Annotated in this window: 14 protein-coding genes; 11 read left to right on the top strand and 3 right to left on the bottom strand. The window is 66.8% G+C overall.

Translation table 11 applies throughout. The features are described from left to right. Positions 1 to 72 precede the first annotated feature (72 nt). From ASF49_RS08425 to ASF49_RS08435, 3 genes are all read right to left on the bottom strand, one after another. Positions 73 to 954, bottom strand: coding sequence for a LysR family transcriptional regulator (locus ASF49_RS08425; protein WP_210166542.1), 882 nt, complete (start codon positions 952 to 954; stop codon positions 73 to 75). A gap of 221 nt (positions 955 to 1,175) precedes the next feature. Beyond that, complete coding sequence (locus ASF49_RS08430; protein WP_082511014.1) at positions 1,176 to 3,137, bottom strand: response regulator; 1,962 nt, start codon at positions 3,135 to 3,137, stop codon at positions 1,176 to 1,178. A gap of 276 nt (positions 3,138 to 3,413) precedes the next feature. Next, positions 3,414 to 5,129, bottom strand: a complete 1,716-nt coding sequence (locus ASF49_RS08435; RefSeq protein ID WP_056470654.1) for a sensor histidine kinase — start codon at positions 5,127 to 5,129, stop codon at positions 3,414 to 3,416. Between the two features lie 326 nt (positions 5,130 to 5,455). Between ASF49_RS08435 and ASF49_RS08440 the strand changes: the two genes are divergently transcribed. The 11 genes from ASF49_RS08440 to ASF49_RS08490 all read left to right on the top strand — a co-directional run bounded on the left by ASF49_RS08440 (position 5,456) and on the right by ASF49_RS08490 (position 17,875). Next, positions 5,456 to 7,387, top strand: coding sequence for a methyl-accepting chemotaxis protein (locus ASF49_RS08440; RefSeq protein WP_056470657.1), 1,932 nt, complete (start codon positions 5,456 to 5,458; stop codon positions 7,385 to 7,387). Next, positions 7,380 to 8,861, top strand: coding sequence for a chemotaxis protein CheW (locus ASF49_RS08445; protein ID WP_056470660.1), 1,482 nt, complete (start codon positions 7,380 to 7,382; stop codon positions 8,859 to 8,861). The genes ASF49_RS08440 and ASF49_RS08445 overlap by 8 nt, the downstream gene beginning before the upstream one ends. Next, positions 8,858 to 9,964 carry a chemotaxis-specific protein-glutamate methyltransferase CheB gene (gene cheB / locus ASF49_RS08450; RefSeq protein WP_056470663.1) on the top strand — a complete coding sequence of 369 codons (1,107 nt, stop codon included), beginning with the start codon at positions 8,858 to 8,860 and terminating at the stop codon, positions 9,962 to 9,964. Before ASF49_RS08445 ends, cheB begins: the two co-directional genes overlap by 4 nt. Further along, positions 9,964 to 10,512 (top strand): HEAT repeat domain-containing protein, encoded by a 549-nt coding sequence (locus tag ASF49_RS08455; RefSeq protein WP_082511016.1) that lies wholly within the window; start codon positions 9,964 to 9,966, stop codon positions 10,510 to 10,512. Before cheB ends, ASF49_RS08455 begins: the two co-directional genes overlap by 1 nt. A gap of 4 nt (positions 10,513 to 10,516) precedes the next feature. Further along, on the top strand, positions 10,517 to 11,380 hold the full coding sequence (locus tag ASF49_RS08460; protein ID WP_056470669.1) for a CheR family methyltransferase: 864 nt from the start codon (positions 10,517 to 10,519) through the stop codon (positions 11,378 to 11,380). Beyond that, positions 11,373 to 11,777, top strand: coding sequence for a response regulator (locus tag ASF49_RS08465; protein WP_056470672.1), 405 nt, complete (start codon positions 11,373 to 11,375; stop codon positions 11,775 to 11,777). Before ASF49_RS08460 ends, ASF49_RS08465 begins: the two co-directional genes overlap by 8 nt. After that, positions 11,774 to 14,047 (top strand): chemotaxis protein CheA, encoded by a 2,274-nt coding sequence (locus tag ASF49_RS08470; protein ID WP_056470677.1) that lies wholly within the window; start codon positions 11,774 to 11,776, stop codon positions 14,045 to 14,047. The genes ASF49_RS08465 and ASF49_RS08470 overlap by 4 nt, the downstream gene beginning before the upstream one ends. Then, positions 14,047 to 14,298, top strand: a complete 252-nt coding sequence (locus tag ASF49_RS08475; RefSeq protein WP_056350766.1) for a hypothetical protein — start codon at positions 14,047 to 14,049, stop codon at positions 14,296 to 14,298. The genes ASF49_RS08470 and ASF49_RS08475 overlap by 1 nt, the downstream gene beginning before the upstream one ends. Before the next feature lie 102 nt (positions 14,299 to 14,400). Further along, positions 14,401 to 14,784: a response regulator gene (locus ASF49_RS08480; protein ID WP_056470679.1), complete on the top strand. Its 384-nt coding sequence runs from the start codon at positions 14,401 to 14,403 to the stop codon at positions 14,782 to 14,784. After that, positions 14,781 to 15,422, top strand: coding sequence for a chemotaxis protein CheX (locus ASF49_RS08485; RefSeq protein WP_056350763.1), 642 nt, complete (start codon positions 14,781 to 14,783; stop codon positions 15,420 to 15,422). The genes ASF49_RS08480 and ASF49_RS08485 overlap by 4 nt, the downstream gene beginning before the upstream one ends. A gap of 77 nt (positions 15,423 to 15,499) precedes the next feature. Beyond that, positions 15,500 to 17,875 (top strand): PAS domain-containing protein, encoded by a 2,376-nt coding sequence (locus tag ASF49_RS08490; protein ID WP_056350761.1) that lies wholly within the window; start codon positions 15,500 to 15,502, stop codon positions 17,873 to 17,875. Positions 17,876 to 18,002: the final 127 nt, after the last annotated feature.

An 18,002-nucleotide genomic window follows, 5' to 3' on the forward strand; every position in this document is an offset into this window, starting at 1 on the left:
CGTTGAAGCGGACTGGCGTTTCGAAGGGAAATCGTGCGTTCTGATTAGGCGACATCGCTCACGCTGATGCCATTAGGCCCCGGCGGAAACCTCGGCGATGATATCGCGCAGCCAGATCGTGGCCGCGTGCTCATCCGCGCGTCGGTGCCACATCAGCGCGAGCGGCCAATCCGACAGGGCGACAGGCGTTTCATGCACGGCGATGCCAATGTCCATGGCCGCGAACCGGTGAGCGACGCGGGCGGCCAGTGTCGCGATAAGGTCGGTTTCGGCGACGACGAAAGGCGCAACCAAGAACTGCGGTAAGCTCAGCACCACGCGGCGTTCGAGCCCGAGCTTAGCGAGCTTGTGGTCAACCAGTCCCACGCGGTCACCCTCGGGAGAGACCAGAAGGTGTGGGACGGCCAGGAAGGCTTCAAGGTTGATGCCATCAACGAAGGCGGGGTGCCCGCGCCGCGCGATGCAGGAAAAGCCTTCCCTGAGCAGCGGACGTGTGATGATGCGTGCCGATGCTTCGACCGGAACGCCGACCACGAGGTTCGCCTCGCCGCTGTCGAGGAGGTCCACAGCCTCGCCTCGGCTGAACATCCCGCAGACACGCAAGTCGATGCCGGGTGCCTCGACGCCAAGGCGTGCGAGCAGCGGCGGCAAAAGGACAAACGCGGCGTAGTCGCTCATCGCGACCGTGAAGGCACGCTCGGCGGTCGCGGGATCGAAGCCATCAGCCCGCAGCACGCCGCGAACCAAGCGTAGGACCTCGGAGACGGGACCAGCAACGTCGTCGGCACGGGCTGTAGGCTGCATGCCCAACGGTGTCCGGACGAACAGTTCATCCGCAAGCAACTCGCGCAGGCGGGTGAGCGCTCCGCTCATTGCCGATTGGCTGAGACCGATGCGCAGACCTGCGCGCGTCACGTGGCGCTCGGCATAGAGCGCGTCGAACGCCTTCAGCAAGTTAAGATCGAAGCTGCCTATGTCCATCCGGAAGACACTAGGCTGTTTGCTCAACGTCCGCTTCAGTGATTTCCGCCTCGGGAGCCGACCGGCAGAAATCCACCCAGAGCGGACCGGTGGTTGTCGACCCAACCCTGTCGTTCAGGCTGCGAAATCAGATGCTCGGAAGCAGACGTTGATGTGGCTTCGACGCCAATGTGCTGAGCCATCCTCGCCCCCTGCTAGACCGTAAGGTCTCTCAGCCTTTCGGCCAGGCTTGCCGAGGCAAGGTCGCCGCGATTGAGGATCTGGCTCGCGCCGCGAAGCTTACTCCGGTCGTCCGCCGAGAACTCTCGACCCGTCAGCACGATCACCGGGATGTCCGCGCTTCCGGGCACGGCTCGAACGCCTTCCAAGAAGCCGAAGCCGTCCAGGATGGGCATGTTCAAGTCTACGATCACCACGTCCGGCTTGTTATCGATCACCTGCTGCAAGCCCTCCTGGCCGTTCGAGGCCTCCACGACCGACCAGCCGTCCTCCTCCAGGGTGGAGCGCATCGCCATGCGGGTCATGGCCTCGTCTTCGACCAAGAGCACGGTGCCGCGCCGGTCCGGCTCCGCCAGCCTGAACTGGTTCACGATCTTGCCGAACCGAGCCCAGTTGACCGGCTTCAGCATGTAGTCCGAGGCGCCGAGGGACGCCGCCAGCTTGCGTTGGTCGACGGATGTCACCATCACGACCGGGATTGGCGCCAGCAACGCGTCCGACTTGATCTGGCTCAGCACCGACCATCCATCCACGCCCGGCATCATCACGTCCAGCAGGATGGCTCGCGGCCTCAGCTTCCGGGCAAGGTCAAGCCCGCTCCTGCCGTTCGTGGCCGTCCGGACCTGGAAGCCCTCGCGGTAGAGGAACCGCGTCGTGAGGGCGAGCTGATCTGTATCGTCGTCGATGACCAGGATGATGTCACCCTCCGCCCCGCCATCGCCGATGACGTCCGGATCGGAGGAGGCCTGCTCGTCGACGGGTGGAACATAGATCGCCGGCACGGTGAACGTGAAGGTGCTGCCCTGGCCGGGCACGCTGAACACCGTGATGGTCCCGAAAAGGATGTCGGCGAAGGCACGCGTGAGCGAAAGACCAAGGCCGGTCCCGCCGAAGTTGCGCGTCGTGGAGGAATCGGCTTGCTCGAAGCGCCGGAACAGACGCGACACCTGCTCGGCCGTCATGCCTATTCCCGAGTCCGAGACGGAGAACGATAGCTGGTCTCCACCCGAGGGGTCCGTGATGCGGGAGGCGGCAACCGTGATGGTCCCCTTGTCCGTGAACTTGGCTGCGTTACTCAGGAAGTTGAACAGCACCTGCCGCGTCTTGATCAGATCTGAATGCATCCGGCCCAGCCCGGGGGCGAACTGCATTTCAAGGCTGTTGCCCTTCTTGCCAACCAACGTCGCGACAGAACCCGCGACGTCGCGGAGCATGTCCTCCACCGCGAAATCCTCGGCATAGACATCCATCTTGCCGCTCTCGACCTTGGAGAGGTCCAGCACGTCGTTGATGAGCCCGAGCAGGTGGCGGGCGTTGCGCTCGACCTTGCCAATGTCGGCCACGAGGTCCGACGCCGCACAGCCGTCCGCGATCTCCTCTCCCATCATCTCGCTGTAACCGATGATTGCGGAAAGCGGGGTGCGGAGTTCATGGCTCATGTTCGCGAGGAAGTCGCTCTTCGCCGCGTTGGCTTGCTCGGCCGCTTCCTTGGCGGTCTTCGCCACGGCGTTGGCGTCGGTCAACGCCGTTTCCCTGTCAACGAGGACGTGGTTCGCGGCGTTGAGCCTCTCCAGTGTGGCTTCGTTCTGCACGACGGATCGACGCAGGGCATGGCAGATCCACACCATGGTCGCGCCGACCGTCGCGTACTGGCATAGCAGGGCGACGTCGACACTGCCGAGCATCCCATCGCGGGTGTAGAACCACGCGGCGATCAGGGTGGACAAAGACAGTGCCATCGTCCCGGCACTCCAGCCGAAAGCCAGGGTGACAACGAGCAGGACGGGAATATACAGCAGGAACGGTGCGACATGGGCCGGGGCCAGGAACCGGACGAACGTCATGGCCCCCACGAGCAGCAACGTGACGCCGTAATCGGTAACCGGTGAATGACGTCGGCGGGCGACGGTCCCGATCAGTTTGTGCAAGCTGCTCATGGAAGGGGAGTGTCACGGCCCGGGGGCTTTGGAAAGCGAACGATTCCCGCTGCCGGTTGCTTCCAAACGAAATGACCGTCGTTGCAGAATGCGGGTTTAGCAGTCCAGCCTGAACAGGCCGGACGAATGGTTTCGGCACAAGGTCGCCAAGGGTCATTCCTAAAAAAACGCCCGGCCTTTTGCTTTTATCGCCCTCGAAGCGAGGCAGTGAAATCTACCCTTTGCCGACAGGACCGGGGGCTACCAAGTGCTGGGGCTAGCCTCCTGCGGTAGATTTTAATGAGCAGTGGCGAGTGGGCTAAGATGTGCTCGACTTAACTCAGTCAACGGAACTTCCATGCCGACACGTAAGCCCTTCTCCGCGTAATCGAGGGTGACCTTGCCGTCGAGTTCGCGCTCAATGCTCATCGTGATCAAGCGCGTGCCAAAACCGCGACGTTCGGGAGAAGCTGCCGGTGGACCCCGAGCCTCAATCCAATCAAGGAGCAGGTGCCGCTCGCTGCGCCCAGTGCCGGCAATCGACCAGGCGACACGCACTTCGCCCCCCGGCACGGAAAGCGCGCCGTACTTGGCTGCGTTGGTGACGAGCTCATGCAGTGTCATGCCGAGCGATAGGACGTGACGGGGCGGCAGGTCGACGTCGGGTCCCTCGATCACGAAGGTGCAATCGCCGCCCCGGTATGGCCCAATCTCATTCTCCAGCACCGCGCGAAGGGGGGCGCTCGACCAATCGTCCTGCGTCAGCAGGTCGTGGGTCTTTGATAACGCCAGGATACGGGCCTCCAGCCGCTCCCCGGGTGCGTCGCCGCCCCGGGTCGACTGCCGCGCCAATGCCTGGACCGTGGCGAGTGTGTTCTTCACGCGGTGATTCAACTCGTGCAGCATCGTCACCTGCCGTTCCTGCATCGCCCGGCCGTTGCGGATCTCCTCTCGCAGCTCCGCCTCGTTGCGTTGCAGGCTTCCCGCCATGGCATCCAGCTTGCGCCCGAGCCTGCCGAACTCATCTCCCCCCTCAAGCCCGTTGCGGGCGGCGAAATCGCCGGCCTGCCACCGGGACGCCGTCCGAAGCAGGCGACCGAAGGGACGCCGGATGAAGAAGCGCCCGGCAAAAAGCGCGGCCACGACCGCCATGATGGCACCTAGCGCGATCAGGACCACTCCCCGACGTGTCGCCGCATCGACGTCGGCGTAGGCAAGGTCGCGGTCGCGGCCGACGGTGACCCAGGCCGCCGAGGTCGGGCCGGAAGGTTGGGTGTTTGCCAGGACCCTTTCGCGTCCGTCGATCCCGAGATCGACACGGACACCTTCGCCCCGTTCAATAAGGATGCGTAGTCGCTCAGGCGGGATCGGCTTTCCGATCCAACCATCGCCGTCCGGGTAGCGGACCAGGATCACATGGTTCTCGTCGGCGACGGTGACCGAGGTGCTCGACAGACGCAGGTTGCGCCGCAGATATTTAGCGAGCCAGTCGAGGTCTATGGCGGCGGCCAGGACGCCGACCGTCTGGCCGTCTACACCGTGAAGGGGCTGCGCGAAGTGTAGTGAGTCCTTCCGCGAGGCGTTGCCTCGGGCATAGGTGCCCATGACGAACGTGTCTTCAGCGACCGCACGACGCTGGTAGCTGCGGTCGGGCACCGCATACGAGCCGGCGGGCGATCCCACGCTGTTGCATACGACGGTCCCGTCGATCCGCGTCAGCGCGAGGACCGCGAGATGAGTATTGTCCGTCGCGGCACGGCGAAGGTACTCGGTGCAACCTGCGGGTTCCATGGAGCGCACGGAGGGGTCCTGCGCCACGAAGTTTAGCGCTTGGCGTGCCGTCTCGGCGACCTGCGAGAGGTCTTCAGCCACGGTCCGGGCGGTGGCCATGGCATCGGCGCGCACCGCCTCGTCGCGCGAGGTACGCAGGGCGTATTCGTTATATCCTTGAATCGCGAGGGCCGGCGTGAGCGCGAGCATCACCAGCAGCAGTATGCGGGTCGTCAGGGTCACGGCCGGCTCCGACCCGCGGTCACTCCGCCGCGGCTGACTTAGGATCGAGGAGAACGATCCGCATCCACCGCACTATCGAAACAAGGTTAATATCCGGCATCGCGCACCTCTAACGCTGGGCGACGGAATCCTGCAGGGGCCGCTAACCCTTCGAGGTTCGTGGAAGATGCGGCATAGCGATGTGGATCCAACCGTCGCGATCAGGCAGGACCTTCCGACGCTTCTTGACCGCAGCGCTCCCCGGCTTAGAACCGCGAAGTCTACTTCCGAGCCTTCCTCACCCTTGCGTCCGGCAAGAGGGACGGTCGAACGCAGGTGATCCGTCCATGGCGCTGGTGAAGAGGACGCGGCTCGCGCCGCAGGGAGAGGCCGCGGATGCCGGCGCGACCGTTCCGAACCCTTCGCCCGTCGCGCCCATCCCAGCCGGACGTTCGCGCGAACGGTCCCGCGCCAGACGGGAGAAGGCATCCGAACGGCTTGCGGCGGCGACGGAGGAACTCGCCGCCGGGGTGATCGAGGCTTCGTCGGCCGCAGAGGAACTGCGACGCTCGATGGAGCAGATCGCTTCCGGTGCCGAGGAAGCCGCCGGCGCCGCTCAGGAGTCCCTCGGTGCCATCGCCGGAATTTCCAGTCGCCTTTCCGAGGCCCGAGGGCGGGCGGACGCCTCGCGCCAGTCGACCACGGCATTCCAGACGCTGCTCACGGAGACCGGGGTCCATATCACCACGTCGGTCGCCGCCGTACAGGCCAATTCCGAACGGCAATCCGCCTCGGTCACGCTGATCGACGAGCTCGACCGCGCGGCCACGAGCATCGGCGAGATCACCGGCACGGTCGAGCACGTTTCCGACCAGACCAACCTTCTGGCCCTGAACGCCGCCATCGAGGCAGCGCGGGCGGGCGAGGACGGCCGGGGCTTCGCTGTCGTCGCCGATGAGGTGCGGGCTCTCGCCGAGACATCCGAGGCGAGCGCGGCCGAGGTCCGGACGCTGGCCGAGGCGATCCGCACCGAGGTCCGGGGCATTGGGGAGATCATCCGCGCTGCAGCCCGCACGGCGACGGCCGAGGCCGAGGCAGGCGCGCAGGTGACCGAGCGGTTGGAGGCGGCGCGGTCGGAGCTCGGCACGGTGTCGAACGGCGCACAGGCGATCCTCGCCGCAGCAATCGAGGCCGAGACGGCCATCAGGGAGGCGCAACGTGGCGCCGAACAGATCGCCGCCGCGGCCGAGGAACAGGCGGCGGCCGCTGGCCAGGCTCAGCAGGCGGTGGCGCAGCAGACTCAATCCCTCGACCAATCCCAGACGACGGCTCAGGCGTTGGCGGGCCTTGCCGACGACCTGACGGGTAGCGGGTCGGTTCAGGGGCAGGCCGAGGAGGTCGCCTCGGCTGCCGAGGAACTCTCCGCCACGGTCCAGGAGCTTTCCGGGGCGGCGAGCGAGATCCTCGCCGCCATCGACCAGATCAGCCGCGGCACCGGCATCCAGAGCGCCGCCGCACATCAGTCCAGCGTGGCGATGGAACAGGTCGAGCGCAGCGCCGCGGTCTTCAAGGCGAACGCGACGGTTGCCCGGGAGACGGTCGCGGGCATCGCCGCAACCCTGGCGGACGTGCGGGTCGGGGTGGGCTCACTTGTCGACGGGGTGGCGCGCTCGCTCGACGAGACCCGCGCCTGCCTAGGACGCGTCGGTGCACTGGAAGCCAGCAATCGCCGCATCGAGAAGATCATCGGGTCAATCGCCCTCGTCTCCGTGCAGGTGAACATGCTCGCGGTCAGCGGCGCCATCGAGGCTGCGCGTGCCGGCGAAGGGGGTCGAGGCTTCGCCGTCGTGTCGAACGACATCCGCGCCTTGGCCCGCGACGCCTCGGAGAACGCCGACCGCATCCGCGACACCGTCCGCGACATCCAGGACGGGGTCGGCGGTGTCCGCAGGGCACTTGAGCAGGTCGTCGCGGCGTCCGAGACGGAGATGCAACGCAATCGAGTGCTTTTCGCCACCCTCGCCGGCGTAGAGGGGGACGTCGTACGTTTGGAGGCAGGCAACACCGATATCCTGGCCGCCGCAGACGTTATTGTCGTCGCAGCCCGAGAGGGACTAAAGGGCTCGCAGCAGATCGCCGCCGCGGCGGAGCAGGCCGACCGTGCCTCCGGCGAGGCCGCCACCGCCGCACGCCAGCAGTCGAAGGGCGCCGAGGATCTCGCGGCGAGCATCGAGGAAATCGCATCGCTCGCCGACGAGCTGCAGGCCACGGATGCCTGAGGCAGACGGCACGGGCGACAGGCGCTACCTCGTCTTCACGCTGGGCACAGACGATTACGCCCTCGATGCGGGCCTCGTCCGCGAACTGCTTCGTCCGCCTCGGCTGACGCGGGTGCCCGGCGCCCCGTCCGCCTTGGCCGGGCTCGCCAACCTTCGCGGCACCGCCCTTCCGGTGCTCGACCTCCGTCGCGTTGTCCGCCCCGATCTGGAGCCCCCCACGGAACCAACCCGGGTCGTTGTGGCGGAGGCGGGCGAGGCGGTCGGGCTGATGGTCGACCGTGTCGTGTCATTCTTGGGGGGAACGGAATCGTTCGAGGGGGACGAGGCATCCAAGACCCGGCATCTCACCACCGCGGTCGGGTCGGGGCAGATTCGCGTGCTCGATCTCGGGACATTGATCACCGCCGCATTTCCCCGACGCCGGGCCGGAACGCCAGCGGTAGCTGGCGTTCGGCCCTCACGAGAGGAGTTTTCGGGCGCGGCGGAGGCGGAGCGCGTCGCGTTGGTTTCGTTCACGGCGGGTGGGCGATCCTATGCCCTGCCGTTGGAGCGGGTCGCGGAAGTTCTGGCGCTGCCGCCGGACGTCGTGCCGGTGCCGGGTGCCCAGACCGCCGCCCTGGGCATCATGGCGTTGCGAGGCGGAGTGCTGCCGTTGCTGAGCCTGCCGGTCCTGCTCGGCCTGGCCGCTCCCCCGCCAGGGGCGGAGGCGCGCATCGTCGTCGCGCGGATGGGGGGAACGGAGATCGGCCTCGTCGTCGATGCGCTGGGTCCGATCCTGCGGCTGGCGCCCGATGCTGTCGATCCGGTGCCGGCGGCGCTGGGTCGAGGCGGAACGACCGCAATCGACGCGATCTGCCGCATCGACCAGGCAGGTACGCTGATCTCCGTGCTCTCCGCCGACCGTTTGATCGAAGGAACGACCGTGACCGCCTCGCCTGCACGTTCCTCCGACGCCAGGACCGAGAACGCCGAGGCGGCGGGAGCGACGGAACAGTTCGTCGTCTTCGACGTCGCGGGTGAGAGCTACGGCGTCTCGGTCGGGTCGGTGCGCGAGGTGCTGCGCGTACCCGAGGTGATGACGCGTCTGCCCCGGTCGCCGCATATCGTCGTAGGCGCCATCGACGTGCGCGGCACTGTGCTCGCCGTGGTTGACCAGCGCCGGAGCTTCGGCCTTCCGCCCGGCGAGGCAAGTCCGCGGCGACGCATCGTCGTGCTCGAAGCCGGGGCCAATGTCGCCGGCCTGTTGGTCGACGGCGTCTCGCGGATGCTGCGCCTCGAAGCGGACGCCATCCGGCCGACGCCCGATTTTTCCGGCGACGCTGGGAACGGGGTCGACCGGGTCGCGACCCTGGATGACGGCAGCCTCCTGCCCATCGTTGACGCATCGGCCCTGCTTGCCGGGACCGAGCGGAGGGTGCGCGCGACGAATAAGCGGTCGGGCGTGCGAGAGGCCGGGACGGATACCGCGGAATGATCCGCCTCCTGGTCGTCGACGACTCCGCGCTGATGCGTAAGCTGCTTGGCGGCGTGTTCGCGCAAGAGGCGGATTTCGAGGTGGCCTTCGCCCGTGACGGCGAACAGGCGCTGGCCGAGCATGCCAGCTTCCGCCCCGACGTCATCACGCTCGACATCAACATGCCGGGCCTGGACGGTCTCGCCTGCCTCGACCGCATCATGCTGGATCGACCGACCCCGGTGGTGATGCTGTCGTCCCTGACCGCGGACGGCGCGGAAGTCACCCTCGATGCGTTGGAGCGCGGTGCCGTCGACTTTGTCGCCAAGCCCGGCGGAGCGGTTTCCCTGGAGATGGACCGTCTCGGCCCGCTAATCGTGCAAAGGGTACGGGCGGCTGCACGCGCCCGCCTTCGTCCAACTCTGCGCCTCGCCGAGCGCATCCGGGCCAGGAGCGCTACTTCGGCACGCGGTGCGGTGACACGTGCGCCGAGGCCGAAGTCCCTACCTTCGCCCGGCCCGACGTCCGACCCGTCTCCCACGCCCGGGCGCATCGAGGGCATCGTACTGGTCGGGACATCCACGGGCGGGCCGCCTGCGCTCGATGCCTTGCTGTCGCGTCTGCCCGCGGATTTCTCGTGGCCGGTCGTGATCGCCCAGCATATGCCCGGCAACTTCACGGGTCCCCTGTCACGCCGGCTCGACGGCCTGTGCGCCCTGAAAGTGCAGGAAGCCTCGCGGCCGATGCCGCTGACCCCGGGCAACGTCTACGTCGGCAAGGGAGACGCGGACATGACGCTCGCGCGCCGGCCCTCCGGATTGGTCGTGCAGCCGGTGCCGGCCCATGCCGACTATCCCTGGCACCCGAGCGCCGACCGTCTCGTCGCCAGTGCCCTCGAACTGGTCGAGCCCTCACGGCTGATCGGTATTCTCATGACGGGCATGGGTCGGGACGGCGCGGCGACGATGGCGGAGTTGCGGGCGAAGGGCGGCCGCACCATCGCCGAGAGCGAGGAGACGGCGGTGGTCTGGGGCATGCCGGGCGAACTCGTCAAGGCCGGCGGCGCAACGGTCGTCGTCCCGCTCGACGGCATCGCCGACGCACTCCTCAATATGGTGCTCTGATGCCGCTCGTCCGCCGAGATCCAACTTCTCCGACGATTTCCGCGACCGCGTCCACGCCTGACCTACAAAGGGATGCGGACGATCTCGGCTTCGACCTCGGAACAGAAAAAGACCCGCGCGCCCGCGAAACCCTGCTTGCGACGCTAGTGGCCATCGCCGATCCATCCGCTGCCGTCGCGCTCGCCCGGCACCTGCGCTCGGAGGATGCCGGGCTGCGCAACGCGTGTATCGAGGCGCTTCAGTCGATGCCCGCCGCAGCGGGCTCGGTGCTTCCGGGATTACTCTCCGATCCCGACCCCGACGTCCGAATCCTCGCAACCGAGATCGTGAGGACGCAGCGGACCGGACTCGCAAACGAATGGCTGGCGGGCCTGCTCGACGTCGAGACGCACCCGAACGTCTGCGGCGCGGCGGTCGAGGTCTTGGCCGAGGTCGGGACGCCGGACGCGATATCGGCGTTGCTGGCCGCCCGGACACGGTTCGCCTCGGAGGCATTCCTGCCATTGGCCATCGATACCGTGCTCGCGCGCCTCGACAAGGGTCGTTGAGCGCGTGGTCGATACCCCATCGACGGTCACCGACGCCGACTTCGCGCGCTTCTGCGAGTTCCTCTACCGGCGCACCGGCATCCTGTTCACGCCGGCCAAGCGCTACTTCGTTGACCGCCGGCTCGCCGAGCGCATGCAGGCGACCGCGTCCCGCTCGTTCACGGTATATCTCGCCCGCCTGCGCGCCGACCTGGACGGCGAGGTCGAGAACCTCATCAACGCCTTCACCATCAACGAGACCTACTTCTACCGCGAGGACCACCAACTCCGCTGCCTGACGTCCTCCTTGCTACCGGAACTCGTCGCCCACCGACCGGAAGGATCGACCGTGCGGATCTGGTCGATGCCCTGCTCGACCGGGGAGGAGCCGTACTCGGTGGCGCTCTGGCTGCTGGAGAACTGGCCGGAGGTCGACCGCTACGACATCGAGATCGTCGGATCGGACATCGATACCCGCGCGCTCGCCGCGGCCGAGGCAGGTCTGTACGGTGAGCGCGCTCTGATGCGGTTGAGCCCGGAACTCGTCGCCCGCTATTTCGTGCGCGAGGAGACGCGGCTCGGCCCGGCATGGCGCATCCTAGCGGACTTGCGCGGCTCGGTGCGCTTCACCCCTTGCAACCTGACCGATGCGACGACGATGGCTGTCCACGGCCGCTTCGACGTCGTGTTCTGCCGCAACGTGCTGATCTACTTCGACGACGCCTCCCGGCGGCTCGCGGCGGACAACATCTACGATGCCCTGGTTCCGGGCGGCTTCGTCTGCCTCGGTCATACCGAGAGCATGAGCCGGATTTCCCCGTTGTTCAGGGTCTGCCGCTACGACGACGCCATCGTCTACCGGCGGCCGCGTGAGGGCGAGCATGTCTGACACCGGTTCCCTACGCGTTGAGGCGCCACGCGTGCTCGTCGTCGACGACGGAGCTCTCGTGCGGATGTACTATCGCGGCATCCTTGAGCGGGCGGGTTTCGTGGTGGACGAGGCGCTCAACGGCATCGAGGGGCTGGAGCGCGTGTTGGGCGCGACCTACGACCTCCTCGTCGTGGACGTGAACATGCCGAAGATGGATGGATACAGCTTTCTTCGCGCCGTGCGTGGTCGCGAGCCCCCGATACGTTCGATCCCGTCCTTGATGACCAGCACGGAGGCCGCCGATGGCGACCGGGAAGCGGCGCGGATCGCGGGCGCGAACTTCTACCTGGTGAAGCCTTTGTCCGAGGACGTGCTGGTCGCGCATGCCAGGGCGCTTGTAGGCTCCCGTCCGTGAACGACCTGCTCGAACAGTTCCTCGACGAGACGCGCGAGCTCGTCCAGTCGGCCACCGAGGACCTGTTGGCGCTGGAGGCGGCGCCGGATGATACCGAGGCGGTAAACCGGGTGTTCCGCGCCTTCCACACGCTCAAGGGGTCCGTCGGGCTCTTCGATTTCCCGCCATGGTTCTCGCTCCTGCACGCCGCCGAGGACGGTCTGTCCGCAGCACGGGCCGGGACCCTCGCCGTCGATGCCGCGCTGATTGATCTCTCGCTGGAGACCCTCGACGCGACCGGACGTTGGGCCGACGCCGTCGAGACCGAAGGGACACTACCGGGGACTGCCGACGCCGAGGGAAGCGTCCTTGCCGGACGATACCGTTCCCTTCTCTCGTCAGGACCGGAGGCTCGCGCGATGGACGCCTCGGCGCTACCGGGCTGGGCGTCACGCCTCGCAGAGCCCCTGCGCGGTGTCGAGGGAAGGCCGCGGATCGCGGTGCGGTACCAGCCTCGCAGTGATTGCTTCTTCTCCGGTGATGATCCCCTCGGCCTCGTCCGGAAGGTCCCCGGCCTGCTCGCTGTCTCGGTCGAGCCGGCGGCGCCGTGGTCCCCGGACGAGGAGTTCGACGCCTTCGCCTGCAACCTCGCCATCGCGCTGATTTCGGATGCGCCTCGCGCCGAGATCGAGGCCGTTTTCCGTCTGGTGGGCGATCAGGTCACGGTCGTGGACTTGCCGACCGCAACCGACCAGCGAAACGCGTCGGGCGGGACGATATCGGCTAGCGCACCCGCGATGGAGCCAGTCGTTGCCGCGATACTCGCGGAACAGGTCCGGGTGCTGGCCGCAGCGGGAGAGGCGCAAACCGACGCGGGCCGTTTGGAAGCCTGCGCGCGCTCGGTGATGAATACCCTGCGGTCGGCCGGGCGATCCGGTGACGCCGACCGCTGTGGACAGGCACTCGGAAGCGGTCCGGATGCGCTTCGAGCGACCATCGAAGCCATCCTGACCGACCGGTCGAACGCCGCGTCGCCAACGGATGGCGAGGAGGATCATGGAGCGTCCGAGCCGCTCGGCGGTGACGCGGTCCGCACCCTGCGGGTAGACGCGGCTCGGGTCGACGCCCTCGTCGCGCTGGTCGGCGAGCTCGTCGTCGCGCGCAACGGCCTGGGCTATCTCGCCGCCCGGGCCGAGGCCGGCGAGGATGCGGGCATGCTGGCCCGGGCGATCCGGGAAGCGGATGCGAACATCGGACGCCTCTCGACGTCGTTGCACCGGAGCGCGATCTCACTCCGGCTCACGCCGCTGTCGAGTGTGTTCCGCCGATTCGGGCGCCAGGTGCGGGACGCAGCGCGCGGCCTCGGCAAGGATGTCGTCCTCGTAGTCGAAGGCGAGGCCGCGGAAGCGGACAAAGGCATCGTCGAGAACCTGTTCGAGCCGCTCCTGCACGTCGTGCGGAACGCGATCGATCACGGGCTTGAGGACGCGGTGAACCGGCGTCAGGTCGGCAAGCCCGAAGCTGGACGCATCTGCCTTGCCGCCGAGCAGGATGGCAACGGCATCGTCGTGTCGGTCTCCGACGACGGGCGGGGGATCGACCCGGCCTTCATCCGGCGCCGGGTCGTCGATCGCGGGCTTCTCCAGCCCGAAGCCGTCGCGAGCATGGATGATGCCGCCGTCACAGAGCTAATCTTCGCCCCCGGTTTCTCGACCGCCGAGAGCGTGGGGGCGCTGTCGGGGCGCGGTGTCGGCATGGATGCGGTACGGGCGGCGGCGGCGCGCATGGGGGGACGCGTCTCGGTCGAAAGCCGCGTCGGCCTCGGTACCACGATCCGCCTGCACCTGCCTCAAACCATCGCCCTGGCACGCATCATGGTCGTCGGTGCGGGCACGGAATCGTATGGCATCGCGATGGACGCCGTCGTGGAGGTCGTACGCAGGCCCCGGACGTGCATCCACGCAGTCGCAGGCGGGAACGCGACGGTCCTGCGAGGCCGGACGGTTCCGGTGTTCCGGCTCGTCGAGTTGCTTGGTCGGAGAGATCGTCCCCTCGACGGCGACGATGCGCTACTCTTGGTCGTCCGAGCGAACGGGGAGACGATCGCCGTTGAGGTCGACCGCTTCGAGGACCACATCGACACCGTGGTCCGGCCGCCTGCGGGCCTCGTCGGGTCCGTGGCGGGCGTGGGGGGGACGACCCTGCTCAGCGACGGCCGCGTGTTGCTCGTGCTTGACCCTGGCGGCATCCTCGCGGACGCGTCAGTACCCGCCAGGGCGGAGGATAGGTGATGGCCGTCGTTCGTCGAGTCGATGCCGGGCCGGGGACGCCGGTACGATTGGAAGGCGTCTGCCCGGTCGAGGACGCCGAGACGCTCGCCTCCCTCATCCTGGAAGACCCGAGTGCACCGGTGGACTGGACCGCCTGCACGCGCATGCACACGGCGGTGTACCAAGTCCTGCTTCGGCTGCGGCCCACCATCCTCGGTACCAGTGGCGATCCGTTCGTCGGCCGCTGGCTGACCCCGCCCAGCCCAGGATAACCCAACGCCACCGATACTTACGGCTTTGACTGGGGATGGTCCCGACGCATAGTGCCCGGCATCCTCATGCCTTCAAGCGAAATCAGGGCACCATCGCCTTTCATGCCGACCACAGTCCTCATCGTCGACGACAGCAAGCTCGCCCGCCTTGTCGGCGCCAAGCTCCTGCGCCAGCTCAAGCCGGACTGGGAGGTGGCGGAGGCGGCCAACGCCGATGCGGCGATGGCCGTCATGGACGAACGTCAGGTTGACGTGGCGCTGCTCGACTTCAACATGCCGGGAAAGGACGGCCTCGAATTGGCCGCCGACCTGCGGGCATCCAGACTCCACATGCCCATCGCCGTGGTCTCGGCGAACATTCAGGACGAGATCATCGCACGGGCCCGAAGCGTCGATGCCACCTTCCTGCCGAAGCCCCTCACCGAGGAGGCGCTCGCGGGCTTCCTGTCGGGTGCCGCGCTCAGGTTGCGCAGGACGGCCTCGTGACGACGGCCACCGTCGACCTCACGGAACTGCAGCGCGACGCCTTCACCGAGCTCGTGAACATCGGGGTTAGCAAGGCCGCCGCGAGCCTGCGAAAGATGATCGGCGTCCAGGTGCTCCTCTCTGTGCCGGCCGTGGAGATCGTGTCGCAGGCTCAGGCCGCGCGCATGATCGGCGAGCGCGAGGCGTCCGAACTCGTCGTGGTCCAACAGGACTTCACGGGCGCCTTCGCCGGACGCGCCCTCCTGATCTTCCCTCAGGAGAACGGGCGTGAGCTCGTGCGTGCGGTGGCCGGGGAGGAACTCACACCGGAGGAGGTGGCGGAGCTTGAGGACGAGGCCCTCACCGAGACTGGCAACGTCATCCTCAACGGATGCCTCGCCACGATGGCGAACCTGCTGCAGCGAACCCTGACGATGTCGCTGCCGGAGGTCATGCGGGGCGACGGACCCCGGATCTTCCGGACGGTCGGCCACGACGGGACCGACGCGCTTGTCCTGTTCCTCTACATCAACTTCGCGGTGCGGGAGCGCGACATCCGTGGCTACATCGCCATGCTCATGGACCTGCCCTCGCTGGAAAGCCTCAAGGTGTTGATCGACGAATTCGTCGAACGTGCAATCGGTGAGACGGAAGCGTGACGGAAGACCCGGGAGGCGCAGGCATCGAACCGCATCGATCCGAGGAGCTTGGTTCGCTTCGCCAAGCAACGAATGAGATGCGTCGCTTGGCTGGCCCGTTCATCGCCGCGCTGGAACTCATCCGCCAGCCGATGGTGGTCACGGACCCGCGCCTTCCGGACAATCCCATCGTCTTCGCAAACCGCTCCTTCCTGTCGTTGACAGGGTACGACTCAACCGAGGTCCTTGGACGCAACTGCCGATTTCTCCAGGGTCCCGACACGGACCCGGCTTCCGTGGCGCTCGTTCGAAGCGCGGTCGCAGGGCACAGGGAAATCAAGGTCCAGATCCTCAACTACCGCAAGGACGGCGGTACGTTCTGGAACGAGCTCTATCTCAGCCCGGTCTTCGACGAGACCGGTAGGCTCATGTACTTTTTCGCCTCCCAGGTGGACGTCACGCCCTCGCGCCAGGGGGCGGTCGCGCGAGAGCGACTGGCTAGTATCGAGCGGCGCTTGGCCGAAGCGCAGCGTCAACTCAAGATCACCGTCGCGGCGGCGGGTATCGCCGGGACCTGGGCTTGGGACATTCCGGGAAAGCGCCTCCACGTCGACGAACGCTTCGCCCTGCTCAACGGGATCGAACAAGATGTAGGCACCGATGGCGTTCCAACCGGCGCCTTCTTCAACCGCATCCATTCGCAGGACCTACCGAGGGTGCGCCTGGCGGTCAGCGGCATCCTGAATGGCGCCGAGGTCTTCGACAGGGAATATCGCCTCCAGGCACCGGACGGAGCGATCCGCTGGGTCCACGCCCGCGGACGGTGCGATTATGACGCCGACGGCAACCCCTTACGCTTCACCGGCGCCCTCGTCGAGATCACCGAACAGAAGCGGGTCGTCGAGCGATTGCGCATCGCCCAGACCGCCGGCCGCATCGGGACGTTCGAGTTCGTACCGGGGTTCGCCACCGTCGAAGTCTCTCCCCAGTTCTGCGCCCTCCTTGGCGTCGTCCCAGCGGTCAATCTGTCGGTTAGCGCAGTCAACGCCCTTGTCATCGACGGTGGTCCCTTGCTGGATCCGGGCCTCCGCGAGGCCGGGGAGCTTCCCTACGCCGAGATGCGTATCCGGCTGGCGGACATGGGCGAGACGCGCTGGCTCGCCCGGCGTGGCGAGGCCGTTCGCGACGACGAATCCTCCGAATTGCGACACGTCGGCGTGATCTACGACGTGACCGCGACGAAGGCGTCCGAGGTCGCCTTGCGAGAGATGAACGACACCTTGGAGGCCCGCGTCCAAGAGGCCATCGCCGAACGCGAGCAGGCCGAGGAACAGTTGCGCCAGTCCCAGAAGATGGAGGCCGTCGGACAGCTGACCGGGGGGATCGCGCACGATTTTAACAACCTGCTCACCGGCATCGTCGGGTCACTCGACCTGATGCAGACCCGCATTAACGAGGGCCGCACCGAAAATCTGTCACGCTACTCCAACCTCGCCATGGCCTCGGCGCAACGGGCCGCAGCGCTCACCCATCGCCTTCTCGCGTTCTCGCGCCAGCAACCGCTTGAGGCGAAGGCCGTCGACGTGAACCGGCTCGTTGGGTCCATGGACGACCTGCTGCGCCGCACGCTCGGTGAGCGCGTCCGCCTTGAGGTCGTGGTCTCGGGTGGCCTTTGGCTGACTCTCTGCGACCCCAACCAGTTGGAGAACGCCCTCCTGAACCTTGCCATCAACGCCCGTGACGCGATGCCGGAAGGGGGCAGGCTCATCATCGAGACGGTGAACAGCTTCCTCGACGACGCCTACGCCGCACGCGAGATCGGGGTCCGAGCCGGGCAGTACGTATGCGTCTGCGTGACCGATACGGGCACGGGTATGCCTCCGGACGTCATCGCCAAGGCGTTCGATCCGTTCTTCACAACGAAGCCCATCGGGCAGGGCACCGGCCTCGGACTGAGCATGATCTACGGATTCGCCAAGCAGTCAGAGGGCAACGTCAAGATCTACTCGGAGGCCGATAAAGGGACCTCGGTGAAGCTCTACCTGCCACGGTTTTTCGGTGAGTTCGAAGAGCCTGGCACTACCAGGGGCGAGACGCCCCGTGCCGAACTTGGCGAGACGGTCTTGGTTGTCGAGGACGACGATACGGTACGAACCCTCGTCGTCGAGGTGCTAGGTGAACTCGGCTACGCCACCCGGGAAGCGCCCGACGGACCTTCCGGTCTCCGCATCCTGCAGTCGGACGCGCGCATCGACCTCCTGGTCACGGATGTCGGTCTGCCTGGGCTCAACGGCCGACAGCTCGCGGACCAGGCCCGAACCGGGCGGCCGGACCTGAAGGTGCTGTTCATGACAGGCTACGCGGAGAACGCCGCCTTCGGTGCAGGCCACCTCGCACCCGGTATGCAGATGATCACCAAGCCTTTTCCGGTCGAAGGACTTGCGAGCAAGATCCGCTCGATCATCGAAGCATAAAGGTCCCCTGGTTACCCAGATACGCTTGACGCCAAAAATCGAGCTTGTAGGCGCCAATGGACATACGGGTTAATCAATCGTCCATGGCAGAACGTCAGCTTTCCGCGTCCTACGAACAGTAAGCAGA

It is taken from the genome of Methylobacterium sp. Leaf104, assembly GCF_001422885.1.
Lineage (GTDB): Bacteria > Pseudomonadota > Alphaproteobacteria > Rhizobiales > Beijerinckiaceae > Methylobacterium.